Genomic DNA, 24,866 nt, shown 5'->3' on the forward strand with positions numbered 1-24,866 from the left:
GTTCGATCATTCTCCTAGGGAATTCCATGTCACAGCACGTCATCCTGGCCTTGATTGCCTTCGCATTCGTCACATCGATCACGCCAGGGCCCAATAATCTGATGCTTATGGCATCAGGGGCAAATTTCGGGATGCGGCGTAGCTTGCCGCACCTGCTGGGCGTGGCCTTCGGTTTCGGTGGCATGGTCGCGCTGCTGGGGCTTGGTGTCGACCAGATCATCACCAAGCTTCCCCTTCTCGCGCAAGGGTTGAAATGGGTCAGCCTGACCTATGTTCTCTGGCTTGCCTGGAAAATTGCCCATGCGGCTCCGCCTGCGGCGGACGACAACGGGTCGGCTGCGCGACCGATGAGCTTCGGCGCTGCCTGCGCGTTCCAATGGGTTAATCCCAAGGCATGGATGATGGCGCTGGGGGCGCTTTCCGCCTATTCGGTCGGGGCGGGCGGCGTGATGGGGGTGGCGCTGATCTTCACGCTCGTGAACCTGCCCTCGGTCGCTGTCTGGGTGGCGATGGGGCAGGGGCTGCGCGGCTTTCTGGCCGATCGGCGCAGGCTTCGGTTCTTCAACCTGACGATGGCGCTGTTGCTGGTGGCTTCGATGCTGCCCGTCGTCACCTCGCACTGACGGCGATCAGCATTCCGACGCCCAGGACGATGAGCGCCATTCCGGCAAGCTGGCGCGGGCCCACACCTTCGCGAAATACCCGACCGGAGACGATCTGTGCCATGACCACCTCGACCAGAGCGAGCGTGCGGACATTGGCCGCCGCCGTGAGGGCAAAGCCGAAGAACCAGAAGAGCGAGGCAAAGGAGCCGAGGAAACCCGCTTTCATCGAGCCGCGCCAATGATGGGCGATGCCGCGCAAAGCGGCGCGGTCCATGCTGCCAAGCCAGATCAGCATTAGGATCGTCTGCATGGCGAGGCTGATCGCAAGCGCAGTGGCCGAACGGGTGATGAAATCGCCATGCGGCAGGGCAAGGATGCCGCCGCGGAAACCGATCGCCGAAAGGCCGAAAAGCGCGCCGGCCGCGAGGCCCAGCAGCACCGCTCTCCAGTCGCCACTTCGCCAGTTCACGCCCGACATCATGATGACCCCGAATGTCGCCGTTGCGATGGCGACCATTTGCAAAGGCCCCAGCGGTTCGGCCAATAGCAGCGCGCCGGTCAGGGCAAGGGTCACGGGTTCGGTCTTGATCAGCGCCGTCGTCACGCCAAAGCCGCGGTTCTTCATCGTCAGCAGCATCAGCGCCGTGGCGGCGATCTGGCTGACCGAGCCAAGCATCACCCATGCCAGCGCCTCGCCTCCCGGCAGTGGCAGGGGTGTCCAGATGCTCCAGAGCAAAAGGAAAGTCGCTGCAAAGGGAAGGCCGAACAGGAAGCGGACAGCCGTTGCCCCCATCGTGCCGATCTCGGCGGTCAGGCCGCGCTGAGCGGCGTTACGCGCGGTCTGCGCCGCAGCCGCGATCAGCGTGGCAATCATCCACATGTTCAGCCCCTGATCGCGGCGAGCATGCGGCTGACATTCTGGGGATCGGCATCGGGTGTGATGCCGTGGCCGAGGTTGAAGATATGGGGGCCGTTCGAGAATGCGTTTACGACCCGGCGCACTTCGCTTTCCAGATCAGGGCCCCCACTGACCAGCAGCTTGGGGTCCAGATTGCCCTGAACGCAGCCGTCCATTTGCACATGGGCGGCGGCCCATTCCGCATCGACGGAATTGTCCAGCGCCACGCAATCGGCGCCGGTCGCATGGGCAAATCCCGCATAGCGGGGCCCAGCTTCGCGTGGAAAGGCTATGACGGGGATGCCGGGATGGCGCGCCTTAATCTCGGTGATGATGCGGCGCGCGGGTTCCAGCGCGAAATCGTCGAAATCCTGCCCCTTGAGCGAACCGGCCCAGCTGTCGAACAACTTGACCACTTCGGCCCCGGCCTCGATCTGAGCCGAGAGATAGGCGATGGTCGCTTCGGTCACGCGATCGATCAATGCCGTGAAGGAAGCGCGATCCGCATCCTTGAACATATGGGCCGGGCCCTGGTCGGGCGTGCCGCGGCCGGCAATCATGTAGGTGGCAACTGTCCAGGGCGCACCTGCGAAGCCGATCAGGGTGGTTTCGCGGGGCAATTCTCGCGACAGAATGCGCACGGTCTCGTAGATTGGGGACAGCGTGTCGTGGATCGCGTCTACCGGTTTCAGCGCCGCGACCTCGGCCGCGCTGGTGACGGTCGAAAGGCGAGGGCCTTCGCCGGTCACGAACCACAGATCCAGGCCAAGCGCCTGCGGGATCAGCAGGATATCGGCAAATAGGATCGCAGCATCGAAACCATAGCGGCGGATCGGCTGCAGCGTGACCTCGGCCGCGAGATCGGGATAGTAGCACAGCGACAAGAAGTCGCCCGCCTGGGCGCGGGTCGCGCGATATTCCGGCAAGTATCGCCCCGCCTGACGCATCATCCAGACCGGAGGGGTGGGCAGACGCTCGCCAGCCAGCGCGCGAAGGATCGTTTTCTGGGTCATGTTCACCTCGTACACGCCTTCATGGCGTGCGTGTCCCCGTTGTCAAGGGCGCGGCCGGAGGCTAAGCCCTTGGTCATGACCCAGATGCCCGATCCTCAGAACCCTCTTCGCATCGGCACGCGCGGCTCGGCGCTGGCGCTGGCCCAGGCCCATGAAACCCGCGACCGGCTGATGGCAGCGCATGGCCTGCCCGAAACCGCCTTCGAGATCGTCGCGATCAAGACAACCGGCGACCGCGTGCTGGACAGGGCGCTGAAAGAGATCGGCGGCAAGGGGCTTTTCACCCGCGAGATCGAAGAGGCCCTGACCGAAGGTGCGATCGATATCGCGGTGCATTCGATGAAGGACATGCCGACTCTCCAGCCCGATGGGTTGCTGATCGACTGCTACCTGCCGCGCGAGGATGTGCGGGATGCTTTCGTGTCAAACCTTTACGGTGCAATCTCCGAACTGCCGCAAGGTGCGGTTGTCGGGTCGTCCAGCCTGCGTCGGCGGGCGCAGCTTGCCGCCCGTCGTCCCGATCTGCAGCTTATCGAGTTTCGGGGAAACGTCCAGACCCGCCTGAAAAAGCTTGAAGACGGCGTTGCGGTTGCAACCTTCCTTGCGATGGCCGGCCTGTCGCGGCTGGGCCTGACGGATGTCGCGCGGGGCGCCGTCGAGCCCGACGAGATGTTGCCGGCTGTTGCGCAGGGCTGCATCGGTGTCGAGCGCAGGGCCTCGGATGACCGGACGGCGTCCTTGCTTGCGGCAATTGGCCACGTCCCGTCGGCCATTCGGGTCGAGGCTGAGCGCGCCTTCCTGGCCCGACTCGACGGTTCCTGCGAGACGCCGATTGCGGGGCTTGCGGAGCTGCAGGGGGACGAACTGCACCTGCGGGGCGAAATCCTGCGCCCCGACGGCGGGGAGGTCATTGCCGGAGAGCGGCGCGGTGCGGCGAAAGATGGGCGGGCGATGGGCGCCGATCTGGCAGACGAACTGTTGTCCCGTGCGCCAGGGGGTTTTTTCGACTGGCGCTGAGTCGGATCAAGGCAAGAAACGCACGCGAAAGAATCTGGGGTCGTCACATGAAAGTGGCGGCCCTTTTGTCTTGCCCGCAGGGCGCGCGCGACGCAGCATCCGATTGCGGCACTTGACGCGGAACATGTTGCGACGCATAAACCGGATTAAATGAACAAGCGTTCAATAATCGGAGGAGGCCCGATGTTCACGGCAGGGATGGAGTTCGATCTGGGTGAGGACGTGAATGCGCTGCGCGACATGGTGCATCGCTGGGCGCAGGAGCGGGTGAAGCCGATCGCGGCCGAGGTCGATCGTTCGAACGCCTTTCCGAACGAACTCTGGCGCGAGATGGGCGAACTGGGCCTGCTTGGCGTGACCGTTCCCGAAGAATGGGGCGGGGCGGGGATGGGATATCTGGCCCATGTCATCGTCACCGAGGAAATCGCGCGGGCATCGGCATCGGTGAGCCTGTCCTACGGCGCGCATTCGAACCTTTGCGTGAACCAGATCAAGCTGAACGGCACGGATGAGCAGCGGGCGAAATACCTGCCCAAGCTCTGTTCGGGAGAGGCGATCGGCGCGCTTGCCATGTCCGAGGAGGGCGCGGGCAGCGATGTCGTCTCGATGAAGCTGCGCGCCGAAAAGCGCAATGATCGCTATATCCTGAACGGCAACAAGTACTGGATCACCAACGCGCCCGATGCGGACACTTTGGTTGTCTATGCCAAGACAGACCCCGAAGCGGGCTCGAAGGGCATCACCGCCTTCATCGTCGAGCGCGGCGTGAAGGGCTTTTCGACCAGCCCGCATTTCGACAAGTTGGGAATGCGCGGCTCGAACACGGGCGAATTGATCTTCGAGGATTGCGAGATCCCGTTCGAAAATGTGCTCGGGGCAGAAGGCAAGGGCGTGCGGGTCCTGATGTCGGGGCTCGACTACGAAAGGCTCGTGCTTTCGGGTATCGGTACGGGCATCATGGCGGCCTGTCTGGATGAGGTCATCCCCTACGTGCGCGAGCGCAAGCAGTTCGGCCAGGCGATCGGGTCCTTCCAGCTGATGCAGGGCAAGATCGCCGACATGTATGTCAGCCTGAACACCGCGCGGGCCTATGTCTACGAGGTGGCAAAGGCCTGTGACGCCGGGAAGGTCACGCGGCAGGATGCGGCGGGCGCGGTTCTTTACGCTTCCGAACAGGCGATGGTGCAGGCCCATCAGGCGGTACAGGCGCTGGGTGGCGCGGGCTTCCTGAACGACAGCGTGGTGTCGCGGCTGTTCCGGGATGCAAAGCTGATGGAAATCGGTGCTGGCACGTCGGAAATTCGACGTATGCTGATCGGGCGCCAGCTCATGGAACTGGCCTGACGCCGATCCGAAAGGGCTCCCGGATGTGGAAATGGTTCATCCCGATTTTGGCAACTTCGCCAGTGCCAGCAATGGGGCAGGATGTTTCGGTCGACGGTTCGGTGGTCGAGGCCTGTTTTCAGTCTGCGCGGAACGGCGCGGTTGATCCCGACTGCATCGGCTTCGCGGCCCGGCTTTGCCAGGGTCGCGAAGGTGAGACGACAGTTGCGATCGGCCAGTGCGTCATGGCCGAGACCAAGGCCTGGGACGCCCTTCTGAACCGCGAATACAAGGAAACGCGCGACCAGTTTGCGCGCATCCCCGCCCTTGGTGACAAGCTGAAGGCCGCCCAGAGGGGCTGGATAGAGATGCGCGATGCCGATTGCGACATCGCCTATGACCGTTACGAGGGCGGATCGATGCGCAGCATCTCTGCGGCCTCATGCCAGATGGAACATACGGCGCGGCGCGCGCTTGAACTCAGGAACATGCGACAACCATGAAGCTGATCTCACAGGCCCTGCCTTCGTCGGAGACCTTTCAGGCCAACCGCAACGCGCATCTTGGAATGCTCGATACCGTGCGCGAGGCGGCGCTGGCTGCGGCTGCCGGGGGCGGCGCGAAGGCCCTTGAGCGCCATGTCGGTCGCGGCAAGATGCCGCCGCGCGAGCGGGTGGCGAACCTGCTCGATCCCGGCTCGCCGTTTCTGGAAATCGGCGCGACCGCCGCGCATGGCATGTATGACGGCGCGGCGCCGGCAGCGGGCGTGATCGCCGGTATTGGACGCGTTCACGGGCAGGATGTGATGGTCGTGGCCAATGATGCCACGGTCAAGGGCGGCACCTATTACCCGATGACCGTCAAGAAGCACCTGCGCGCGCAGGAGATCGCCGAGGAATGCCATCTGCCCTGCATCTACCTGGTGGATTCCGGCGGCGCGAACCTGCCGAACCAGGACGAGGTTTTTCCCGACCGCGACCATTTCGGCCGCATTTTCTACAATCAGGCGCGGATGTCGGCGAAGGGCATCGCTCAGATTGCGGTTGTGATGGGTTCATGCACGGCGGGCGGGGCCTATGTTCCCGCCATGTCGGACGTGACGATCATCGTGCGCGAGCAGGGCACGATTTTCCTGGCCGGGCCGCCTCTGGTGAAAGCCGCGACCGGCGAGGTGGTCTCGGCCGAGGATCTGGGCGGCGGCGATGTGCATACCCGCCTGTCCGGCGTGGCGGATTACCTGGCCGAGGATGACGCCCATGCCCTTGCGCTGGCGCGCCGTGCCGTCGGCAATCTCAACCGCGCCATGCCGCAAAGCGTCGCGTGGCAATCCCCCGAGGCCCCGCTCTACGACCCCGAGGAAATCCTCGGCATCGTCCCCGCCGACCTGCGCACACCCTATGACATCCGCGAAGTGATCGCCCGCGTGGTCGACGGCTCGCGCTTCGACGAGTTCAAGTCCCGCTTCGGCGAGACGCTGGTGACGGGCTTTGCCCATGTGGAAGGTTGCCCGGTCGGCATCGTCGCCAATAACGGCGTGATCTTTTCCGAGGCCGCGCAAAAGGGCGCGCATTTCATCGAGCTTTGTTCGATGCGGAACATTCCGCTGGTCTTTCTGCAGAACGTCACCGGCTTCATGGTCGGGCGCAAATACGAAAACGAAGGCATCGCCCGCCACGGCGCCAAGATGGTCACCGCGGTCGCCACGACCAATGTCCCCAAGATCACCATGCTGGTCGGCGGCAGCTTCGGCGCGGGAAATTACGGCATGTCGGGGCGGGCCTATTCGCCGCGCTTCCTCTGGACCTGGCCGAATTCCCGCATCTCGGTGATGGGCGGCGAGCAGGCGGCGGGCGTCCTCGCCACCGTCCGCCGCGACGGCATCGAGCGCGCCGGAGGCACATGGTCCGCCGAAGACGAGGCCGAGTTCAAGCGCCCCACCATCGAGATGTTCGAACGCCAGTCCCACCCGCTTTACGCCTCGGCGCGGCTTTGGGACGACGGCATCGTCGACCCGCGCAAGACGCGCGACGTGCTGGCGCTATCGCTGCGCGCAAGCCTGAATGCCCCGATTGCGCCGACGCGCTTCGGCATCTTCCGGATGTGATCGACATGGCTGAACTGCCCGATATCACCGTCTGGCAGGGCGACATCACCACGCTTGCCGTGGATGCCATCGTCAATGCCGCGAACCGATCGCTGCTTGGCGGTGGAGGTGTCGACGGCGCGATTCATCGCGCCGCTGGTCCCGGCCTTCTCGAGGAATGTCGCGGCATCGGCGGCTGCCCTACCGGAGAGGCGCGGATCACCGCCGGCCATCTGCTGCCCGCGCGCCATGTCATCCATGCCGTCGGCCCGGTCTGGCAGGGGGGCGACCAGGGCGAAGACGAGTTGCTTGCCTCGGCCTACCGCAGCTCGTTGAGGCTTGCGCTGAGGCACGGGCTTTCGACCATCGCCTTTCCGGCCATCTCGACGGGAATCTATGGTTTCCCGCCCGAACGCGCGGCGGGAATTGCCGTTAACAGCATTCAGAACAACGGCCTGGGTCTTGCGATTACGCTGGTCGCCTTTGACCCAAGGACCGCTCTTATCCTTGAAGGGGCGCTGGCATGAAGACCGAGCCCAGCCGAACCGATGTTCCCGCCACAGGAGCGACCGCATGTTCCAGAAGATCCTGATCGCCAATCGCGGTGAAATCGCCTGCCGCGTGATCGACACCGCCCGCAAGCTGGGCGTTCGGACCGTCGCGGTCTATTCCGACGCCGACCGCGCCTCGCGGCATGTCGCAATGGCGGACGAGGCCGTCCATATCGGCGGCCCCGCCCCGCGTGACAGCTACCTGCGGGGCGATGCGATCATCGAGGCTGCGCTCAACAGCGGCGCGCAGGCGATCCATCCTGGCTACGGCTTCCTGTCCGAAAACCCGGGTTTCGTCGATGCGGTTCATGCGGCCGGGCTGGCCTTCATCGGCCCGTCGGCCGATGCAATCCGCAAGATGGGGCTCAAGGACGCCGCCAAGGCGCTGATGGAACAGGCGGGCGTCCCGGTCGTGCCAGGCTATCACGGCGACAATCAGGAGCCCGGATATCTCGCGGGGCAGGCCGATGCGATCGGCTATCCGGTATTGATCAAGGCCGTCGCGGGTGGCGGCGGAAAGGGGATGCGGCTGGTCGAACGTTCCAGTGAATTCGCCGAAGCCCTGAAATCGGCGCAGGGCGAGGCCGCGACCGCCTTTGGCAACGCTGCCGTCCTGATCGAGAAATATATTCAGCAGCCTCGCCATATCGAGGTGCAGGTCTTTGGCGATGGGACGCGCGCCGTCCATCTGTTCGAACGCGATTGCTCGCTGCAGCGCCGCCACCAGAAGGTGATCGAAGAAGCCCCGGCCCCCGGCATGACGGCCGAGATGCGCCGGGCCATGGGCGCAGCCGCCGTGCGGGCCGCCGAAGCCATCGGCTATTCGGGGGCGGGCACGATCGAATTCATCGTCGACGGCTCGAACGGGCTTCGCCCTGACGGCTTCTGGTTCATGGAGATGAACACCCGGCTTCAGGTCGAACATCCCGTGACCGAACTGATCACTGGCGTCGATCTCGTCGAATGGCAATTGCGCGTCGCGAGCGGCGAGGGGCTGCCCGCGACGCAGGACCAGCTTTCGATCCGCGGCCATGCCTTCGAGGCCCGGCTATACGCCGAGGATGTCCCGGCGGGGTTCCTGCCAGCTACGGGCACGCTGTCCCATCTGCGCTTCCCGGATCATGCCCGGATCGAAACCGGCGTCAGGCCGGGCGACACGATCAGCCCGTGGTACGACCCGATGATCGCCAAGGTCGTCACCCATGGGGCGACCCGCGCCATTGCCCTGCGTGCGCTGGAAGCCGCGCTGGTCGATACCGAGGTCGCGGGCTCGGTGACCAATGTCGATTTCCTGATCGCGCTGACACGTCATGCGGGCTTTGGCAGGGGCGAGGTCGATACCGGGCTGATCGGGCGCGACCTCGAAGCACTCGTCGAGGCCGCCGAACCCGATCCGCGCAGCAAGGCTCTGGCGGTTCTGGGGCTTGCCGGGCTGGATGATCCGCGGGTGCGGGGGGGCATGACCCTGTGGCAGCCTTTGCGACGCACCATTGCATGGGAAGGTGGCGAGGCTGTGCTCGAGGTGCTTGGAGCCGGCGTCGCGCGTGTCTCGGTCGATGGAAACACGCACCAGATCGGCTATGAGGGCGGGCGCTGGTGGGTGGATGGCAGCCCGCGCGCCTCGCGTATCGTGAATCACGCCGCCGGAACCAGCGTCTTTGGCGGTCGATCTCTGACGCTGAGCCCGCTGGACCCGTTGGCGCGCGGCGGTGCGGAGACGGGCGGCGGGCTGACGCTGTCGCCGATGCCGGGGCTGGTCAAGGCGGTCTTCGTCGAGCCGGGCCAAGAGGTCGCGACGGGCGACCGGCTGGCCATTCTCGAGGCGATGAAGATGGAACATACCCTGACCGCCGCCCGTGACGGCCGCGTCGCAGAGGTGCTGGCGAGGGCGGGTGAGCAGGTCGAGGCCGGCGCGCCCCTGATCCGGCTGGAAGAGGAAGTCGATGCCTGAACTGACGCTCTGGCATGTGCCGATGTCGCGCTCGATGCGGGCGCTTTGGCTTCTCAACGAGATCGGCTGCGACTTCCGGCTCGAGACGCTGGATTTCTTCGATGGCTCGATGCGCCAGCCGCCTTACGCGGATGTCCACCCCGTTGGCCGGGTTCCGGCCTTGCAGGACGGCCCGGTGACCCTGCACGAATCCGGCGCGATCACGGAATGGCTATGCGAAACCCGTGCTCCGCATTTGTGGCGCGCGCCGGGTGGCGCAGGACGGGCGGATTGGCTCGATTGGATACATTTTGGCGAGACGCTGGGCCAGCATCTGGCGAACCTGACCCAGCACCACATCATGCTGCGCGAGGATTGGCAGCGTTCGCCCACGGTCATGAAGCTTGAAGCCGCACGGCTCGGGCGGGCGCTGCGGCTGATCGAAGTGGCGCTGGCCGATCGCGACTGGCTGCTGGGAGATTTTTCCGGGGTGGACTGCCAGATCGGCTATGCGGTGTGGATGGCGGCGCGTTTCGTGCCCCTCGACGACAGGCCCGTGCTATCTGCCTATGCCGCCCGATGCTCTGCCCGACCGGCATTTCGCGCGGCATTGCCCGCGCCGGGCACGCGGGTGATCTATGATCGCGATTTCTACGAGGTGCCCGATGCCCCGCGCTGAGATCTTCGAGATGGGCCCGCGCGACGGGCTGCAAAATGAAAAGCGCCTCATCCCGGCAGCCGAAAAGATCGCCTTGGTGAACCTTCTGTCGCGCGCAGGCTTTCGTCGGATCGAGGTCACCAGCTTCGTTTCACCCAAATGGGTGCCGCAGATGGCCGATGCAGCCGAGGTGATGGCGGGCATCACCCGCGTGGCCGGCATCAGCTATGCCGTGCTGACCCCCAACATGAAGGGCTATGAGGGTGCCAGGTCCGCGCGCGCCGATGAGGTGGCGATCTTTGCCTCGGCCTCCGAGGGGTTTTCCAAGGCCAACCTCAACGCGACAATTGCCGAAAGCCTCGAACGCTTCGCGCCCGTCGCGCATGCGGCGCGTGCGGATGGCATTCCTGTGCGGGGCTATATCTCGGTCGTGACGGACTGCCCCTTCGACGGGCCGACGCCGCCCGCCAACGTGGCCCGCGTCGCGGCTGCCCTGCGCGAACTCGGCTGCTACGAGATCAGCCTTGGCGACACGATCGGGCAGGGCCGTCCCGAAACGATCGACGCGATGCTCTCTGCGGTGCTGGCCGAGTTGCCTGCCGAAAGGTTGGCCGGGCATTACCATGACACCGCCGGGCGCGCGCTGGACAATATCGATGCGAGCCTTGCCCGGGGTTTGCGCGTTTTCGATGCCGCCGTCGGGGGCTTGGGCGGCTGTCCCTATGCGCCGGGCGCGGCCGGAAATGTCGCGACCGAGCGCGTGGCCGCCCATCTCGCATCGCGCGGCTATGATACGGGCCTTGATATGGCGATCATTGACGAGGCCGCGGCCATGGCGCGCGCCATCCGCGCAGGGAGGGAATGATGGAAACGATCCGCTTGGAAACCGACGCCCGGGGTGTCGCGCATCTATGGCTGGCCCGGCCCGAAAAGCACAATGCTCTTTCGGCGCAGATGATCCGCGAGCTGACCGAGGCGGCCCGACTTCTGCGCGAGGATGTTTCGGTGCGCGTCGTCGTGTTGGCGGCCGAGGGGAAAAGCTTTTGCGCAGGCGGCGATCTTGGCTGGATGCAGGACCAGATGGCCGCCGATGCGGAAACGCGCCGCGCCGGTGCGCGTGAGCTTGCCATGATGCTCTACGCGCTGAACACCTTGCCCAAGCCGCTGATCGGCCGGGTGCAGGGCAATGCCTTTGGCGGCGGGGTCGGCATGATCTCGGTTTGCGATGTGGCCGTTTCCATTCCGGAGGCCCGCTTCGGGCTGACCGAGACGCGGCTGGGTCTGATCCCGGCGACGATCGGCCCCTATGTCATCGCCCGCATGGGCGAGGCCAAGGCCCGCAGGGTCTTCATGTCGGGCAGGCTTTTCGACGCGGATGAGGCGGTGAGGCTGGATCTCGTCTCCTCGATCGCCGCGGCCGAGATCCTTGACGCGGCGGTCGAGGGTGAAATCCTGCCCTATCTGTCCTGCGCGCCGGGCGCGGTAGGTGCCGCGAAACGGCTTGCCCGAGAGCTTGGCCCCCGGATCGACGAAAGCGTGATCGAAACGAGCATCGACGCGCTGGTTGGGGTCTGGGAGGGGCACGAGGCCCACGAAGGGATCAACGCCTTCTTGCAGAAGCAGAAACCGGGCTGGCAAGGCTAAAGCCTTGCATGCAGTGCATGGCGGGCCTGCTTGAGGTGATGCAGACGGGGAAATGGCGATCTGTTATCGCCAACGGATACCTTATTCCCCCTGCATCCCGGAATGTGACGCAATGCCGCCCCAGCCGAACCTGAAACTTGCGATCCTTGCCCTTGGGCTGGGCGCCTTTGCCATCGGAACATCCGAATTCGCCGCCATGGGTTTGCTGCCCTGGTATGCGAGTGATCTGGCCATCACCGAGCCGCAAGCCGGCCATGTCATCAGCGCCTACGCGCTCGGCGTCGTCGTCGGCGCGCCGATCACCTCGATCCTGGGCGCAAGGCTACCGCGCCGGCGCTACCTTGCCGCCCTGATCGCGGCTTATGGGATCATGAACCTGCTGGCGGCGGTTCTGCCCGGCTATGGCACGCTTGTCGTGACGCGCTTCCTGGCTGGTCTTCCGCATGGCGGATACCTGGGCGTCGCCATGCTTTTCGCTGCCGATGCCCTGCCCAAGGAACAGCGTGCGAAGGGCGTGACGCAGGTGCTGCTGGGCCTGACCATCGCCAATATCGCGGGGGTGCCGCTTGCCGGAGTGCTGGGCCAAGGGCTTGGTTGGCGCTGGGGTTTCGCCCTGCCAGGCGTTCTTGCGCTTGTCGCGGGCTGGCTGATCATGCGCCTCGCGCCTCGCGTTGGGGCCGCGCCCAATGCAAATCCGCTGGCCGAGCTCAAGGCTTTGAAAAATCCCGCCGTAATGTTGACGCTTCTGGTCGGCGCCGTGGGCTGCGGCGGTGTCTTCGCGGTCTATTCCTACCTGTCTGCCGCGATGCTGGCCACGACCGAGCCGCCGGCATGGGCCGTGGCGGCGCTGCTTTCCGCCTTTGGGGTCGGCATGACGCTCGGGAGCATCATGGCCGCGCGGCTGACGATCAGGCTGGGCGAGTTTCGCGCCTCGCTGGCACTGATGATCTTCATGGCGCTGACGCAGGCGCTTGCTTCCTTCGCGGTGGGTGATTGGGTGCTGATGATCGGCTCGTCCTTCCTGATCGGGGTCGGCGCCTCGATGGCTGTGCCCCTGCAGACCCGCCTGATGGAAGTCGCGGGTGAGGCTCAGTCCATGGCAGCCGCGATGAACCACGCGGCCTTCAACGCGGCGAACGCCCTTGGGCCGTGGCTTGCCGGTCTTGCGCTCACGGCAGGATGGGGCTGGAGGTCATCCGGCTTCGTAGGGGTCGGTCTTTCTGCCGCGGGGCTGATCGCGCTCGCGCTTGCCTGGTGGCAGGCGCGCGCCTCAGGGCAGGCGTTCGAGGATTACCCTGCGCGAGCTTGAGGCGAATTCGCGACGGATGGTGATCGCCAGAACAGCCATCGTCGCGACGATCAGCCAGAGCGGCCCGGCCAGCCATCCGAGTGCGCCGAGTGCGAAATAGACGCAGCGAAGACCCGAGTTGAAGCTTTTGGCGGCCGTGATGTTGATTTCGGCCGCCTGCAGGGCGCGGGGGACGGCGTTGGCGTCATCGATCTCGTTCGGCACGGCTGCCATCATGATCGCGCAATAGCCGAACAGCCGATGCGACCAGATGAAACGCAAAAGCGCGTTCGCGACGAAGAACAGCGCCACGACGATCTTGATTTCCCATTTCAGGGCAGGGACGTGCTCCATGTCGAACTGCCGCGCCACGCCCGCAAGCTGGTCGGTATTGCCGATCAAGGCCAGGCCGCCACCGATGGCGATCATGCAGGCCGAGGCAAAGAATGCGGTCCCTTCGCGCAGGGATGCCAGAATATTGCTATCGAATATCCTCGGCTCTCGCGTCACGAACTGACGCATCCACTCGCGCCGATATTCCTTCATCAGGACCGAAACCGAAGGGAAGCGCTTGGGCGGGTGCTCGGTGAACCAGCCCACCGCGTACCACGAGACGAACAGCCAGGCGACCGCAGCCGCGTCGGCGCGGGTGAAGGGGCCGGGAATATCGAAGATGCTGTTCTCCATGGCGCAGACACTAGCCGCGGCGCAGGGCGGTTGCCAGAGACTTGCCACGGGTCTAAGCAAGAGACGTCGTCTTTGCCTTGGAGGAAGCAATGGCTGCAAGCCTGGATATCAGGAACGGGGGCGCCTGATGCAGATGCCGCCTCCGGACCCGCGCATCCTCGCGCGACGCGACGCGATCGCCGCGCGGCTGCGCGAGGTCGTGCCTGGCGCCGTGATCGACGATCCGGCTGAAACCCGCGCCTATGAATGCGACGCGCTGTCCGCCTATCGCTGCCCACCCTTGGCCGTGGTCCTGCCCGCAACCACCGCCGAGGTCGCGGCCGTGCTGCGCATCTGCCATCAAGAGGGCGTACCAGTTGTGCCGCGCGGTGCGGGAACCAGCCTTGCAGGCGGCTCGATGCCGACGGCGGATGCCGTGATCATTGGCCTGTCACGCATGAATGCCGTGCTGGAAACCAGCTTCGATGACCGGTTCATCCGCGTGCAGGCAGGGCGGACGAACCTGTCTGTTTCGGGTGCTGTCGACGCGGCAGGCTTCTTCTATGCCCCCGATCCGTCCAGCCAATTGGCTTGTGCCATAGGCGGGAACATCGGAATGAATTCCGGCGGCGCGCATTGCCTGAAATACGGCGTCACCACCAACAACCTGCTGGGCGTGACCGTGGTCTTGATGGATGGGTCCATCGTCGAGCTGGGCGGCCCGATGGGCGAGGCCCCGGGGCTCGACCTGCTGGGCGTGGTCTGCGGATCCGAGGGGCAGCTTGGGATTGTCACTGAAGCTGTGCTGCGCATCCTGCCCAAGCCCGCGGGGGCGCGGCCGGTGCTGGTCGCGTTCGACGCCTCGGAAACCGCCGGGGCCTGCGTCGCGGCGATCATCCGCGCCGGCGTCCTGCCCGTCGCCATCGAGTTCATGGACCGCCCCTGCATCCTCGCGACCGAGGCTTTCGCCCATGCCGGCTATCCTGATTGCGAGGCACTGCTGATCATCGAGGTCGAGGGCACCGCCCCCGAGATCGACGAACAGCTTGCCCTGATCCGCGACATCGCCGCGCGCTTCTCGCCGATCGAATTCCGCGAAAGCCAGTCCGAGGACGAATCCCGCCGCATCTGGCTGGGCCGCAAGTCGGCCTTCGGCGCGATGGGGCAGATCAACGACTACATGTGCCTCGACGGCACCATTCCCGTCAGCACCCTGCCGCAGGTGCTTGCGGGCATCGCGCGGCTTTCGGGCGAATTCGGGCTCGACGTGGCAAATGTCTTCCATGCGGGCGACGGCAACATGCATCCGCTGATCCTCTATAATGCCAACAAGCCCGGCGACCTGGAACGCTGCGAGGCGCTCGGGGCCGAGATCCTGAAGCTCTGCGTCGAGGTGGGCGGCTGCCTGACGGGCGAACATGGGGTGGGCGTCGAAAAGCGCGAACTGATGAGTTCCCAGTTTTCCGACATCGATTTGGAGGCGCAGATGCGCGTCAAGGACGCCTTCGATCCGCAGTGGCTTCTGAACGCCGCCAAGGTCTTTCCGCTGGCCGTCTCGGCCCCGCGCCGCGAGGGGATCCGCAATGCGGCCTGAAACCGAAGACGACCTGTCCCAGTTGATCCGATCGGCCGGCGCGCCGCTTTCCCCGATCGGCGGCGGCACGCGGCTGCATCCGGGTGAAGGGGCGGGCGAACGGCTGAACGTCTCGGGCCTGACAGGCATCACGCTTTACGAGCCCGCCGCGCTGACGCTGGTGGTCCGCGCCGGGACGACGCTCACCGAGGTCCGTAAGGCGCTGGCGGCAGAGGGGCAGATGCTGGCCTTCGAACCAGACGACCGCCCCGGCTCGACCATGGGCGGGATCGCCGCCGCCAATGCCTCGGGGCCGCGCCGGGTGCAGGCCGGGGCCTGCCGCGACGCGCTGCTGGGCGTGCGCTACGTGAACGGGCAGGGCGAGATCGTCAAGAATGGCGGGCGGGTGATGAAGAACGTCACCGGCTATGACCTCGTGAAGCTGATGGCGGGCGCGCGGGGCCGCCTGGGCGTCCTGACCGAGCTGTCCTTCAAGACCGCGCCGATCCCGCCCTGTTCCGCGACCCTGGCGCTTCCGGGGCTGGACGCGGCGGCGGCGGTGGCGGCCCTGACCTCGGCGCTGACCGGGCCCTACGATGTCTCGGGCGCGGCCTGGCTGCCGGGGCAGGGGGCGCTGATCCGCATCGAAGGGCTGGAAGGTTCCGTGGCCATCCGCGGCAAGGCGCTGACCGAAAGGCTGGCGGCTTTCGGCGAGGTGGCCGAGGGCGATGGCGCAAGCTGGTCGCGCCTCGTCCCGCAAGGGGCCGAGGGCGACCTGTGGCGCATCATCTGCCGCCCGTCGGAAGCACCGGCCCTGCTGGCTGCGCTGCCGCAGCCTCTGGCGCTCGATTGGGGCGGCAGCCTGATCTGGGTGGCCTTGCCTGCGGGCGAGGCGCCGGCCCTGCCGGCATGGTCCGGCCATGCCACCCGCGTCACCGGGGCCGAGGCCCTGACCTTGCCCGCGCCCGACCCGGTCGTGGCGCGGCTCAATGCCAGCCTCGGCCAGCGGTTCGACCCGCGCCGGATCTTTGCCAGCTAGGGTTTCATGCAGACGAATTTCACCGAAGAGCAGCTTCAGGACCCGCTGGTCGCGCGGTCGAACAAGATCCTGCGCGCCTGCGTGCATTGCGGGTTCTGCACCGCGACCTGCCCGACCTACCAGGTGCTGGGCGACGAGCTCGACAGCCCGCGCGGGCGGATCTACCTGATCAAGGACATGCTCGAAAGCGGGCGCGACGCCGACGAGAAGACCGTCAAGCATCTCGACCGCTGCCTGAGCTGCCTCAGCTGCATGTCCACCTGCCCCTCGGGCGTCGATTACATGCACCTGATCGACCATGCCCGCATCCATGTCGAGAAGACCTATCGCCGCCCGTGGCGCGACCGGGCGCTGCGCTGGATGCTGGCCAAGGTGCTGCCGCATCAGGGCCGCTTCCGGCTGGCGCTTCTGGGCGCGAAGCTGGCGCGACCGCTTGCCGGGCTGATGCCCGATCCGCGGCTGAAGGCGATGCTGGCGATGGCCCCGAAGGTCATCCCGCCCGTCAGCGCGAACGACCGGGGACAGGTCTTCGCCGCGATCGGCGAGAAGCGGGCGCGCGTCGCGATGATGCCCGGCTGCGCGCAGCGGGCGCTCAATACCGACATCAATGACGCGACGATCCGGCTCTTGCGCCGGGCGGGCTGCGAGGTGGTGATCCCCAAGGATTTCGGCTGCTGCGGCGCGCTGACCCATCACATGGGCCGCGAGGAGGACGCGCTGCATTCCGCCCGCGCCACCATCCGGGGCTTCCTGGCGGCGGGCGAGCTGGACGCGATCATCATCAACACCTCGGGCTGCGGCACCACGGTCAAGGATTACGGCAAGATCTTCGCCGGCGACCCGATGCAGCCCGAGGCCGAGAAGGTGGCGCGGCTTGCCCGCGACGTGACCGAGTTCCTCGACCTCCACGGGCTGCCCGAGGGCAAGGGCGAGGGGCTGCGCGTGGCCTATCACTCGGCCTGCTCATTGCAGCATGGCCAGCAGATCAAGACCACGCCGAAGACGCTGCTCGCGAAGGCGGGCTTCAGCGTGGTCGAGCCAGAAAACCCGCATCTGTGCTGCGGCTCGGCCGGGACCTACAACCTGCTGCAACCCGAACTGTCCGGAGAGCTCAAGCGCCGCAAGGTCGCGACGCTCGAGGCGACCGCACCGCAGGTCATCGCGGCCGGGAATATCGGCTGCATGATGCAGATCGGCTCGGGGACCGGGGTGCCGGTCGTCCATACGGTCGAGCTGCTCGACTGGGCGAGCGGCGGGCCGAAACCGCGCGCGCTGCAGGCTTGAAACGGGGACGCCGCATTCCTACCTGAGTGATGTCGGAGGGCCCGAGGGCGCCGACGGACCTGCCCGCCCGAGAAGGGGGGCAAGCCTTTGTATCGCTTGAATGAAGGATGCGAAAATGCGCAATTTTGATCTGACCCCGCTCTATCGTGCCTCGGTCGGTTTCGACCGCATGGCTGATGTCATGGACCGTGCTCTCTCGGCCGATATCGCGAGCTACCCCCCCTACAATATCGAGAAGACCGGCGAGAATGCCTATCGCATTTCGATCGCCGTTGCGGGCTTCGGCGCCGATGACCTGAATGTCGAGGTCAAGGACGGCGCCGTGATCGTCTCGGGCAAGAAATCCGCCGATGAGGATGGCCGCACCTTCCTGCATCGCGGCATCGCGACCCGTGCTTTCGAGCGCCGCTTCACGCTGGCCGACCATGTCCGCGTCGATGGCGCGAGCCATGAAGACGGCATGTTGAACATCGACCTGATCCGCGAAATCCCCGAGGCGCTGAAACCACGCCGGATCGCGATCGCCAAGGGCGTGAAGTCGGTCGAAAAGCTCGATGCCTGAGAACCGAAAGGGGCGGGGGATTTCTCCCCCGCTCGGAAATATCTGAAAGATCTCCGCCGCAACCGAAAGGTCGCGGCGGGTTTAGATTTAGCGTAAATGGCGCCGGGGAAGATGGGCCGGGCCTCACCATTCCTAGCCTGCCATGCGCATCGAACCGCCCCGGCTTGAGCCGTATTGGTCGGCTCGGGGTCTCGGCCGCTTCTTGATGGCAACAGGATCGGGACGACCGGTCAGATCTTGCGTCGCGCGCGGAGTGCAGCGGTAATGGTGCCGTCATCGAGATAATCGAGTTCGCCCCCGATCGGCACACCCTGGGCAAGGCCGGTAACGGTGACGCCCGAAGGTTCCAGCGCTTCGGCGATGTAATGCGCGGTGGTCTGGCCCTCGACGGTGGCGGCAAGGGCAAGGATGACTTCGGTCACATGCTCATCCGCTATCCGGGCAATCAACTGCGGGATGCGCAGGTCCTCGGGGCCGATCTCGTCCAGGGCTGAAAGGCTGCCGCCCAGCACGTGGTAGCGGCCCTTGAAGGCGCGGCCGCGTTCCAGCGCCCAAAGATCGGCGACATCGGTCACGACGCAGATTTCGCCGTTGGCGCGGGCCGGGTCCTGGCAGATCGGGCAGATATCGGATTGGGTGACATTGCCGCAGGTCAGGCATTCGCGCGCCGATTCCGCGACGCCGGCCAGCAGGCTGGCCAGTTGCGCCATCTGGCCCGCGCGCTTGCGGATCAGGTGCAGCACGATGCGCCGGGCCGAGCGGGGCCCCAGCCCCGGCAGGCGCGCCATCGTGGTGATGAGCGCCTCGATATCGTCGCTGGGGCCCGAGTTCATTTCAGAAGGGCATCTTCATGTCGGCGGGAAGACCCATTTCGCGGGTCAGGCGCTGCATCTCTTCGGCCGATTTGTCGGCGGCGCGGCGCTGCGCGTCCTTGATCGCGGCAAGGATCAGGTCTTCGACCACTTCCTTGTCTTCCGAGCGGAAGATCGACGGGTCGATATCCAGACCGGTCAGCTCGCCCTTGGCAGTTGCCGTGGCCTTGACCAGACCGCCGCCAGCCTCGCCGGTGACGCTCAGGCGGTTCAGCCCTTCCTGCATCTCGGTCATCTTGGTCTGCATCTGCTGGGCCGCTTCCATCATCTTCGACAGATCGCCCATATCGCCAAGTCCCTTGAACATCTTTTATTCCTCGTCCTCGAAAGGGTCCCATTCCTCGACCTCGGCCACGGGGCCTTCGGTCAGCTCATGCGGGGATGTATCCTCGCCGACAGGCTTTTCAACCGCCTGCGGCACGGGAACGGGACGGATTGCGGTGATTTTTGCACCGGGAAACGCGGCAAAGATCGCCTGTACGGTGGGGTTTTCCATGGCGCGGGCGCGGGCCGCGGCCTCGCGCGCGGCGCGTTGTTCGCTGATCGTGGGCTGTCCACCGCCAGAGGCAACGGTGACGGCCCAGCGTTGTCCGCCCGTCCAACCGCGCAGCCTCTCGGCAAGACGCTGGGCAAAGTCGCGAGGCGCGTCGTCGGTCGGCTGAAACTCGATCCGGCCCGGAGAATAGCGCACCAGCCGCAGGTGATCCTCGACATCCAGAAGCAGCTTCATGTCGCGCATCCGGCGGATCAGCTCGATCACCGAGTCGAAATCCGGGAAGGCCGCGAGCGCGTCGGGCGAGACCGCGATGGCCAGCGCGCCGCCATCGGGGCGCGCCGCAATGGGCGCGCGAGGGGCGGCCGCACGCGGCGCCTCGGCGCGGCCCGGAGCTTGGGCGGCAGGTGCGCGGTTGAACTCGCCTGCGGCGGCAGATGCCTGAACCTTGCGGATCAGCGCCTCGGGGTCGGGCAGGTCGGCGACATGGGTCAGGCGGATGATCGCCATCTCGGCGGCCATCATTGCGTTCGGGGCCTGGCCAACCTCTTCCAGCGCCTTGAGCAGCATCTGCCACAGGCGCGTCAGGGCGCGCATCGGGATGCGCGAGGCGATGTCTTCTCCTCGCGTGCGCTCGTCCGGGGCGATGGTCGGGTCGTCGATCGCCTCGGGGGTGATCTTGACGATGGAAATCCAATGCGTGATCTCGGCCAGGTCGCGCAGCACCGCCATCGGGTCGGCGCCATCGGCATATTGCGCCTGCAACTCGGCCAGGGCCTCGGCAGCGGCGCCGCGCAGGATCATGTCGAAGAGGTCCAGCACCCTGCCGCGATCGGCGAGGCCCAGCATGGCGCGGACCTGCGGGGCGGTGGTTTCGCCCGCGCCATGGCTGATCGCCTGATCGAGAAGGCTGGTCGCGTCGCGGGCCGAACCTTCGGCGGCGCGGGTGATCAGCGCCAGCGCGTCATCGGTGATCTCGGCCCCCTCGCGGGTGGCGATGCGGCGCAGGAGCGCGATCATCACCTCGGGCTCGATCCGGCGCAGGTCGAAGCGCTGGCAGCGCGACAGCACCGTGACCGGGACCTTGCGGATCTCGGTCGTCGCAAAGATGAATTTCACATGCGGCGGCGGTTCCTCGAGCGTTTTCAACAGCGCGTTGAAGGCGCTGGTCGAGAGCATGTGGACTTCGTCGATGATATAGATCTTGTAGCGCGCCGAAGCGGCGCGATAGTGAACGGATTCAATGATTTCGCGGATATCGTTCACGCCGGTTCTAGATGCGGCGTCCATTTCCATCACGTCGACATGGCGGCCCTCGCTGATCGCGACGCAATGCTCGCATGTGCCGCAAGGCTCGGTCGTCGGGCCGCCCTGGCCATCGGGGCCGGTGCAGTTCAGGCCCTTGGCGATGATCCGGGCGGTCGTGGTCTTTCCGGTGCCGCGGATGCCGGTCATGATGAAGGCCTGCGCGATGCGGTCGGCGGCAAAGGCGTTTTTCAGCGTCCGCACCATGGCGTCCTGGCCCACGAGATCGGCGAAGGTCTCGGGGCGGTATTTCCGCGCCAGCACTTGATAGGTCTTTTCGCTTTCGCTCATGGTCCGCCTTCTCTCTGCCGCGTCACATTAGACATGGCAGGGCAGACCGGCAACCGTTGGCTGAGTTCGGCGAAAGCGAGGGCGAACAACGCAGATGTGACCGGTCGTTACGGATTGTCCGGTATCGCGCGCGCGGCAGCGGGGGCATAGTTCGGCAATGAAGCGTCGTTCCCTGATCCTGTCGGCCCTTGCAGCCCCGCTTGTTGGCTTCGCGCCACGGCGGGCACGGGCGGCAAAGCAGCTGCTGGATCAGGCAGGTGCGCTGCAACAGCTACGCGCCATTGCCGTCTGGCAGCGTGGGCAGGAGGTCGCTGCGCGCGGATACGGCGGATTCGATCCTGACCGGCCGACGAATATCAAGTCCGCCTCGAAATCGATCATCTCGGCCCTGGCCGGGATCGCGATCGCGAAGGGCCTGTTCTCGGGGCCGGATCACAAGGTGGCGGACGTGCTGGCGCGCGACCTTCCGAGCGATCCCGACCCGCGCATGGACGACCTGACGCTGGGCAACCTCTTGTCCATGCAGGCCGGGCTCGAACGGCAATCGGGGCCGAATTACGGACGCTGGGTCAGCAAAGCAACCTAGTTGTTATTGCTAGCTAATTCTTCATTTATTTCGTCTACCTGCACAGCTACCCGGCAATGCGGGCAGGCTGCATCGCAGGGCTTGCGCACCAGATTGCCCTCGAAGAAGCATCCATGCGGGATGGGGATGATGTTCAGCTTCGGCGCAGAGCGGATATTGCCGGGGGCTGCCCTGCGGTCGGCGTAGTAGACGAACCTCGTCACGGCTTTGGCAAGCCGGGCTTGGCGGGCTGCCCGATGCTAACGCTGGCCGGGGGCGCGTCGGCTTGGCCGGGCGTCAGTATCTCTTGCTTGTCGGGCAGGCCCATAGTGCGGGCTATGAGCATCGGGTTGAACACCTCGACCAAGCCCAGCGTCAGGTTATATTCGTTCATCACGTCCAACGCCATTTCCACCGGGCGCTGCAAATGTGGCTCCGTCAGCTCTGCGCCGGTGAAGGCACGGAGGCCGGTTATCGTCATGGCGCGGGGCGCGCTATAGCGGACGATGCGGCCAGATACAGCCTTCTCTACAACCAGCGGGTTGGCCTTGACCCAAGTGAAGTAAGCACGGGCATAGGACCAGAACCCCTCAGCCGTCATGGCCTCCGGGCTTACCCTGCCGAAGGCGTCGAGGCTCTGCCGCTGCCAGTCATCATTCATGCAACACCACCGGCCATTGGATCGGATAATCGGTCAGGTGCTGGGCCTTCTCCCACTCAGCGCCGAGGGCGTAGCGGATGTCATCAACGGTGGCCGCCGTAGCGGGCGGGTTGCCGAAGATCATCACATGCCGCCCGTGTAGCTCGGCCATATCCTGGAAGGGGCGGAAGGGCCGCAGGAAGCGATTGATCAAATCCGACCACTCGGGCGTATCGAACCTGAAAGAAAGCACCCTTAGTTGGTCCTCACCTTTCAGATTGAAGACGAGGCGGCTATCGGTCTGGTAGGTGTTATAGATGAGGTAGGGGATGCCAACAGCACGGTAATGCGCACGAATCTGGGCCTCCGCATGGGGCGGCACCTCTTGCTCACCCCGGAGGGGTCGACCTACCTGCTTACCAAGTTCATCCCATGTCGTCATTCTGTCGGCACCTGTGTTCCTGTATCGACGCTGCCATAGCCAAGCACCGCCCGCTCGGTCGGCGTGGCTGGTACAAAGCTTGCCAATGCGCCGCGAATGGCCCCCGCTATCTCAGCGCCAATGCCACTGAGGCTTGTGCGGAAATCATCGGCCCCGCCTTGTAGTTGTGCGCGTTGGTAGTCCGCCGCCGACATGGTCATGCTGGCCGCCGTGTCGAAGTCCTGCGTCACCTTCTGGCCTATGTCTCCAAACGCGTAGCCAATTGGCCCTGTAACCTCGTTAATCAGATCGGCCGGGTTGGGGGTTACTGCCTGCGGCCTGCCACCCTTTGCGGCGTAGTCAGCATAGATCTGGCTGACCATCTGATCTTCGCCCTTGTTGGCCTCCGTGGGGTGAAGCCCGTAGCTCAGCCCGACCGCAGGCCCAGCGTAGGGGATGGGCGGGAGCTTGGTGGCTCCGTAGGTCAACACCGCCCCTGCGGCCTTCTTGGCTGTGCCCCAAATCCCTTTCATCCAGCCGCCGTCCTTGCCGCCAATGCCGCCAGTGTTGTCGGCAATCTGGCCCGTGTTCTGTGCGATGACACCCAAGGTCTGCACGATGGGGTCGCGGCTGGTAATGGCGGAAAGCGTCATCGCCCCCAGCACAGGCGCGGAGGTAAGAGCGGCGTTAACACCTAGCAGAGCCGCACCAGCGGCAGCCGGGTTGTTGCCCGCTCTGGTCACAGCGTCTGTGGCCGCGTCCAGCACCGCCTTGGCAGCGGGCATCAAAGGCGTGAGGGCGGTGGCCCCAAGGTTCTCAACTTGGCTGTTTAGCGCCTCGCGCATGCTTTTGAAGCTGGGATTTGTAATCGCGTATTGCGGGTTGGTCTTGAGTGCCCGGTCGCGCTCGCGCGTGTTGGCGTCGAGGTTCATAATGGCATCGGTCAGGGCGCTGATACCGCCCTGCTTACTGAGGCCGAGCTTGTTGTCCAGGTAGCTGGAAATGGCGCTGGCGTCGGTTAGATCGATGTTGTCCTTCCGCAGCAGCGGGATGATCTCATCGCGCACTGTCGCGTTGAAGTCGCGGCCAAAATCTGCCGCGATGGTGCTGCGGCCCTGCCTGTCACGGAGGCCGATAGCTTGCTGGGCGGCGGTATCCTCGGCGTTAAGGTTGCCGCGCGTCAGGTCGCTAATGAGTTGGTCGATTTGGCCAGTGCCACGCGACCCGGCACTGTCCCGGTTCAGGGCGATTTGCAGCAGGGTTTCCGGGCTTATCATGTTCTTAAGCTGCGGGCTTTGCTGCAACATGCGGTAGACGTTGGCCATGTCCAAATCGCCGCCGCTTGCGATGCTGGCTTGGAGCATGGCCTCGCGGTAGGCTTGAGCTTGCGGCCCCTGTTGCCCGAGCAGGTTGAGCGACTTCTCCATCATGCGGGCTTGGTCGCTGGCAGCGTCGGCTGTCTTGCCGGTGGCCGCTTGGATGACCGCCATATCCCGCGCAATGGCGTTCATAAGATCTTCGGCTTTGGCCGCGCCGTCGGTGGTGCCCAAGTCAAAGGTGTTGGCATCTCGGAAGGCTTCCATCAGGCCCGCTTGGCTGGCCACCGGGTAGGCCGCGCTGACACGCCCCGCCATGCGCTCCACGCTGGCTGTCTGCTCATCCGTATAGCCTGCGGTGCCATAGGCGGTGCGGACGGTGTCCATATTCAAGGCACCCCGGCCAGCGGCAGCATTGAAGCTCCCCAAGCCTTGCTGGAAACCTCGCGCCATTTGCGCGCCAATGCTGGCGGCGGCCCCGCCTAGCATATTGGCGGCAAAGCCCTGCAAGGTCAGGTTAACGCGTAGCCGCTTGTTAGCCAGTCGGTTGATCTCTTGTTGGGTGGCTTTGAAGTTGTTTCGCACCTGTTGGCTGTCGCGCACCAAGGGGCGGAAGGGGTTGCGGGACGACCTCTCAAGCTGCCTTGCGGCTGACAGAAGCTCGCGGTTGATGTTGCGCAAGCTACGCTCGTCCAGCCCCGGAATCTTGATGCCTCTGGCATTGCCCGCCGTTTTGAAGAGCTTGGCCAATTCTTTGTTGATGGCTTGCAGCGACTTGGTCGACTGATCGTTTACCCGAAGTGTGGCCTGTTCAACAAAGCTAGCCATG

The 24,866-nt window shown here is 65.3% G+C and carries 25 protein-coding genes; 16 read left to right on the plus strand and 9 right to left on the minus strand.

Features of this window, described 5'->3' with window-relative positions:
• Positions 1 to 26 precede the first annotated feature (26 nt).
• Positions 27 to 623, plus strand: coding sequence for a LysE family translocator (locus RGQ15_RS09430; RefSeq protein ID WP_311159955.1), 597 nt, complete (start codon positions 27 to 29; stop codon positions 621 to 623).
• On the opposite strand, the gene RGQ15_RS09435 is transcribed toward RGQ15_RS09430, so the two are convergent.
• Positions 610 to 1,485, minus strand: a complete 876-nt coding sequence (locus RGQ15_RS09435; protein ID WP_311159956.1) for a DMT family transporter — start codon at positions 1,483 to 1,485, stop codon at positions 610 to 612. The two genes, RGQ15_RS09430 and RGQ15_RS09435, sit on opposite strands and share 14 nt — an antisense overlap.
• A 2-nt stretch (positions 1,486 to 1,487) precedes the next feature.
• Positions 1,488 to 2,516 (minus strand): uroporphyrinogen decarboxylase, encoded by a 1,029-nt coding sequence (hemE, locus tag RGQ15_RS09440; RefSeq protein WP_311159957.1) that lies wholly within the window; start codon positions 2,514 to 2,516, stop codon positions 1,488 to 1,490.
• A 75-nt stretch (positions 2,517 to 2,591) separates the two neighbouring features.
• Here hemE and hemC point away from each other — a divergent pair, with 75 nt between their 5' ends.
• From hemC to RGQ15_RS09490, 10 genes are all read left to right on the plus strand, one after another.
• Positions 2,592 to 3,533: a hydroxymethylbilane synthase gene (hemC, locus tag RGQ15_RS09445; protein WP_311159958.1), complete on the plus strand. Its 942-nt coding sequence runs from the start codon at positions 2,592 to 2,594 to the stop codon at positions 3,531 to 3,533.
• 183 nt (positions 3,534 to 3,716) lie between these two features.
• Complete coding sequence (locus RGQ15_RS09450; RefSeq protein WP_311159959.1) at positions 3,717 to 4,877, plus strand: isovaleryl-CoA dehydrogenase; 1,161 nt, start codon at positions 3,717 to 3,719, stop codon at positions 4,875 to 4,877.
• Between the two features lie 23 nt (positions 4,878 to 4,900).
• On the plus strand, positions 4,901 to 5,359 hold the full coding sequence (locus RGQ15_RS09455) for a lysozyme inhibitor LprI family protein (RefSeq protein WP_311159961.1): 459 nt from the start codon (positions 4,901 to 4,903) through the stop codon (positions 5,357 to 5,359).
• Entirely contained in the window at positions 5,356 to 6,960 is a 1,605-nt protein-coding gene (locus tag RGQ15_RS09460) for a carboxyl transferase domain-containing protein (protein WP_311159962.1), read from the plus strand. Before RGQ15_RS09455 ends, RGQ15_RS09460 begins: the two co-directional genes overlap by 4 nt.
• Positions 6,961 to 6,965: 5 nt before the next feature.
• The gene (locus tag RGQ15_RS09465) at positions 6,966 to 7,466 is read left to right on the plus strand and encodes an O-acetyl-ADP-ribose deacetylase (protein ID WP_311159963.1); all 501 of its coding nucleotides are present in this window, start codon (positions 6,966 to 6,968) and stop codon (positions 7,464 to 7,466) included.
• A 46-nt stretch (positions 7,467 to 7,512) separates the two neighbouring features.
• Complete coding sequence (locus RGQ15_RS09470; RefSeq protein WP_311159964.1) at positions 7,513 to 9,441, plus strand: ATP-binding protein; 1,929 nt, start codon at positions 7,513 to 7,515, stop codon at positions 9,439 to 9,441.
• Complete coding sequence (locus RGQ15_RS09475) at positions 9,434 to 10,099, plus strand: glutathione S-transferase family protein (RefSeq protein ID WP_311159965.1); 666 nt, start codon at positions 9,434 to 9,436, stop codon at positions 10,097 to 10,099. Before RGQ15_RS09470 ends, RGQ15_RS09475 begins: the two co-directional genes overlap by 8 nt.
• Positions 10,086 to 10,943, plus strand: coding sequence for a hydroxymethylglutaryl-CoA lyase (locus RGQ15_RS09480; RefSeq protein WP_311159966.1), 858 nt, complete (start codon positions 10,086 to 10,088; stop codon positions 10,941 to 10,943). Before RGQ15_RS09475 ends, RGQ15_RS09480 begins: the two co-directional genes overlap by 14 nt.
• Positions 10,940 to 11,722 carry a crotonase/enoyl-CoA hydratase family protein gene (locus tag RGQ15_RS09485; RefSeq protein WP_311159967.1) on the plus strand — a complete coding sequence of 261 codons (783 nt, stop codon included), beginning with the start codon at positions 10,940 to 10,942 and terminating at the stop codon, positions 11,720 to 11,722. The genes RGQ15_RS09480 and RGQ15_RS09485 overlap by 4 nt, the downstream gene beginning before the upstream one ends.
• A gap of 112 nt (positions 11,723 to 11,834) precedes the next feature.
• Positions 11,835 to 13,031 (plus strand): MFS transporter, encoded by a 1,197-nt coding sequence (locus tag RGQ15_RS09490; RefSeq protein WP_311159968.1) that lies wholly within the window; start codon positions 11,835 to 11,837, stop codon positions 13,029 to 13,031.
• Here the strand turns inward: RGQ15_RS09490 and RGQ15_RS09495 are convergent.
• The gene (locus tag RGQ15_RS09495) at positions 12,993 to 13,697 is read right to left on the minus strand and encodes a DUF599 domain-containing protein (protein ID WP_311159969.1); all 705 of its coding nucleotides are present in this window, start codon (positions 13,695 to 13,697) and stop codon (positions 12,993 to 12,995) included. The genes RGQ15_RS09490 and RGQ15_RS09495 overlap by 39 nt on opposite strands.
• 127 nt (positions 13,698 to 13,824) lie before the next feature.
• On the opposite strand from RGQ15_RS09495, the gene RGQ15_RS09500 reads away from it, so the two are divergent.
• The 4 genes from RGQ15_RS09500 to RGQ15_RS09515 all read left to right on the plus strand — a co-directional run bounded on the left by RGQ15_RS09500 (position 13,825) and on the right by RGQ15_RS09515 (position 18,134).
• Positions 13,825 to 15,270: an FAD-linked oxidase C-terminal domain-containing protein gene (locus RGQ15_RS09500; protein ID WP_311159970.1), complete on the plus strand. Its 1,446-nt coding sequence runs from the start codon at positions 13,825 to 13,827 to the stop codon at positions 15,268 to 15,270.
• A complete protein-coding gene (locus RGQ15_RS09505; RefSeq protein ID WP_311159971.1) occupies positions 15,260 to 16,288 on the plus strand; it encodes an FAD-binding protein in 1,029 nt (342 codons plus the stop codon). Before RGQ15_RS09500 ends, RGQ15_RS09505 begins: the two co-directional genes overlap by 11 nt.
• A gap of 6 nt (positions 16,289 to 16,294) precedes the next feature.
• Positions 16,295 to 17,572: a glycolate oxidase subunit GlcF gene (glcF, locus tag RGQ15_RS09510; RefSeq protein WP_311159972.1), complete on the plus strand. Its 1,278-nt coding sequence runs from the start codon at positions 16,295 to 16,297 to the stop codon at positions 17,570 to 17,572.
• 115 nt (positions 17,573 to 17,687) lie between these two features.
• The gene (locus tag RGQ15_RS09515; RefSeq protein WP_311159973.1) at positions 17,688 to 18,134 is read left to right on the plus strand and encodes an Hsp20 family protein; all 447 of its coding nucleotides are present in this window, start codon (positions 17,688 to 17,690) and stop codon (positions 18,132 to 18,134) included.
• Positions 18,135 to 18,364: 230 nt separating this feature from the next.
• Here the strand turns inward: RGQ15_RS09515 and recR are convergent, their stop codons facing one another.
• The 3 genes from recR to RGQ15_RS09530 are packed head-to-tail and all read right to left on the minus strand — an operon-like array spanning position 18,365 to position 21,095.
• Positions 18,365 to 18,967 carry a recombination mediator RecR gene (gene recR / locus RGQ15_RS09520; protein WP_311159974.1) on the minus strand — a complete coding sequence of 201 codons (603 nt, stop codon included), beginning with the start codon at positions 18,965 to 18,967 and terminating at the stop codon, positions 18,365 to 18,367.
• Position 18,968: 1 nt separating this feature from the next.
• Complete coding sequence (locus RGQ15_RS09525; RefSeq protein ID WP_311159975.1) at positions 18,969 to 19,313, minus strand: YbaB/EbfC family nucleoid-associated protein; 345 nt, start codon at positions 19,311 to 19,313, stop codon at positions 18,969 to 18,971.
• 3 nt (positions 19,314 to 19,316) lie between these two features.
• Entirely contained in the window at positions 19,317 to 21,095 is a 1,779-nt protein-coding gene (locus RGQ15_RS09530) for a DNA polymerase III subunit gamma/tau (protein ID WP_311159976.1), read from the minus strand.
• Between the two features lie 157 nt (positions 21,096 to 21,252).
• On the opposite strand from RGQ15_RS09530, the gene RGQ15_RS09535 reads away from it, so the two are divergent.
• A complete protein-coding gene (locus RGQ15_RS09535; RefSeq protein ID WP_311159977.1) occupies positions 21,253 to 21,681 on the plus strand; it encodes a serine hydrolase in 429 nt (142 codons plus the stop codon).
• A 199-nt stretch (positions 21,682 to 21,880) separates the two neighbouring features.
• Here RGQ15_RS09535 and RGQ15_RS09540 read toward each other — a convergent pair whose 3' ends face one another.
• From RGQ15_RS09540 to RGQ15_RS09550, 3 genes are read right to left on the minus strand one after another with little or no spacing between them, the layout of a single operon-like run.
• Complete coding sequence (locus RGQ15_RS09540) at positions 21,881 to 22,321, minus strand: hypothetical protein (RefSeq protein WP_311159979.1); 441 nt, start codon at positions 22,319 to 22,321, stop codon at positions 21,881 to 21,883.
• Entirely contained in the window at positions 22,314 to 22,742 is a 429-nt protein-coding gene (locus RGQ15_RS09545) for a hypothetical protein (protein WP_311159980.1), read from the minus strand. The genes RGQ15_RS09540 and RGQ15_RS09545 overlap by 8 nt, the downstream gene beginning before the upstream one ends.
• Positions 22,739 to 24,865 carry a phage tail tape measure protein gene (locus tag RGQ15_RS09550; RefSeq protein WP_311159981.1) on the minus strand — a complete coding sequence of 709 codons (2,127 nt, stop codon included), beginning with the start codon at positions 24,863 to 24,865 and terminating at the stop codon, positions 22,739 to 22,741. The genes RGQ15_RS09545 and RGQ15_RS09550 overlap by 4 nt, the downstream gene beginning before the upstream one ends.
• Position 24,866: the final 1 nt, after the last annotated feature.

The organism is Paracoccus sp. MBLB3053 (assembly GCF_031822435.1).
Lineage (GTDB): Bacteria > Pseudomonadota > Alphaproteobacteria > Rhodobacterales > Rhodobacteraceae > Paracoccus > Paracoccus aurantius.

Excerpts from the sequence above, each read along its gene's own strand:
- RGQ15_RS09430 (WP_311159955.1), top strand. The coding sequence starts at position 27 with ATGTCACAGCACGTCATCCTGGCCTTGATTGCCTTCGCATTCGTCACA.
- RGQ15_RS09435 (WP_311159956.1), bottom strand. The coding sequence starts at position 1,485 with ATGTGGATGATTGCCACGCTGATCGCGGCTGCGGCGCAGACCGCGCGT.
- hemE (WP_311159957.1), bottom strand. The coding sequence starts at position 2,516 with ATGACCCAGAAAACGATCCTTCGCGCGCTGGCTGGCGAGCGTCTGCCC.
- hemC (WP_311159958.1), top strand. The coding sequence starts at position 2,592 with ATGACCCAGATGCCCGATCCTCAGAACCCTCTTCGCATCGGCACGCGC.
- RGQ15_RS09450 (WP_311159959.1), top strand. The coding sequence starts at position 3,717 with ATGTTCACGGCAGGGATGGAGTTCGATCTGGGTGAGGACGTGAATGCG.
- RGQ15_RS09455 (WP_311159961.1), top strand. The coding sequence starts at position 4,901 with ATGTGGAAATGGTTCATCCCGATTTTGGCAACTTCGCCAGTGCCAGCA.
- RGQ15_RS09460 (WP_311159962.1), top strand. The coding sequence starts at position 5,356 with ATGAAGCTGATCTCACAGGCCCTGCCTTCGTCGGAGACCTTTCAGGCC.
- RGQ15_RS09465 (WP_311159963.1), top strand. The coding sequence starts at position 6,966 with ATGGCTGAACTGCCCGATATCACCGTCTGGCAGGGCGACATCACCACG.
- RGQ15_RS09470 (WP_311159964.1), top strand. The coding sequence starts at position 7,513 with ATGTTCCAGAAGATCCTGATCGCCAATCGCGGTGAAATCGCCTGCCGC.
- RGQ15_RS09475 (WP_311159965.1), top strand. The coding sequence starts at position 9,434 with ATGCCTGAACTGACGCTCTGGCATGTGCCGATGTCGCGCTCGATGCGG.
- RGQ15_RS09480 (WP_311159966.1), top strand. The coding sequence starts at position 10,086 with ATGCCCCGCGCTGAGATCTTCGAGATGGGCCCGCGCGACGGGCTGCAA.
- RGQ15_RS09485 (WP_311159967.1), top strand. The coding sequence starts at position 10,940 with ATGATGGAAACGATCCGCTTGGAAACCGACGCCCGGGGTGTCGCGCAT.
- RGQ15_RS09490 (WP_311159968.1), top strand. The coding sequence starts at position 11,835 with ATGCCGCCCCAGCCGAACCTGAAACTTGCGATCCTTGCCCTTGGGCTG.
- RGQ15_RS09495 (WP_311159969.1), bottom strand. The coding sequence starts at position 13,697 with ATGGAGAACAGCATCTTCGATATTCCCGGCCCCTTCACCCGCGCCGAC.
- RGQ15_RS09500 (WP_311159970.1), top strand. The coding sequence starts at position 13,825 with ATGCAGATGCCGCCTCCGGACCCGCGCATCCTCGCGCGACGCGACGCG.
- RGQ15_RS09505 (WP_311159971.1), top strand. The coding sequence starts at position 15,260 with ATGCGGCCTGAAACCGAAGACGACCTGTCCCAGTTGATCCGATCGGCC.
- glcF (WP_311159972.1), top strand. The coding sequence starts at position 16,295 with ATGCAGACGAATTTCACCGAAGAGCAGCTTCAGGACCCGCTGGTCGCG.
- RGQ15_RS09515 (WP_311159973.1), top strand. The coding sequence starts at position 17,688 with ATGCGCAATTTTGATCTGACCCCGCTCTATCGTGCCTCGGTCGGTTTC.
- recR (WP_311159974.1), bottom strand. The coding sequence starts at position 18,967 with ATGAACTCGGGCCCCAGCGACGATATCGAGGCGCTCATCACCACGATG.
- RGQ15_RS09525 (WP_311159975.1), bottom strand. The coding sequence starts at position 19,313 with ATGTTCAAGGGACTTGGCGATATGGGCGATCTGTCGAAGATGATGGAA.
- RGQ15_RS09530 (WP_311159976.1), bottom strand. The coding sequence starts at position 21,095 with ATGAGCGAAAGCGAAAAGACCTATCAAGTGCTGGCGCGGAAATACCGC.
- RGQ15_RS09535 (WP_311159977.1), top strand. The coding sequence starts at position 21,253 with ATGAAGCGTCGTTCCCTGATCCTGTCGGCCCTTGCAGCCCCGCTTGTT.
- RGQ15_RS09540 (WP_311159979.1), bottom strand. The coding sequence starts at position 22,321 with ATGAATGATGACTGGCAGCGGCAGAGCCTCGACGCCTTCGGCAGGGTA.
- RGQ15_RS09545 (WP_311159980.1), bottom strand. The coding sequence starts at position 22,742 with ATGACGACATGGGATGAACTTGGTAAGCAGGTAGGTCGACCCCTCCGG.
- RGQ15_RS09550 (WP_311159981.1), bottom strand. The coding sequence starts at position 24,865 with ATGGCTAGCTTTGTTGAACAGGCCACACTTCGGGTAAACGATCAGTCG.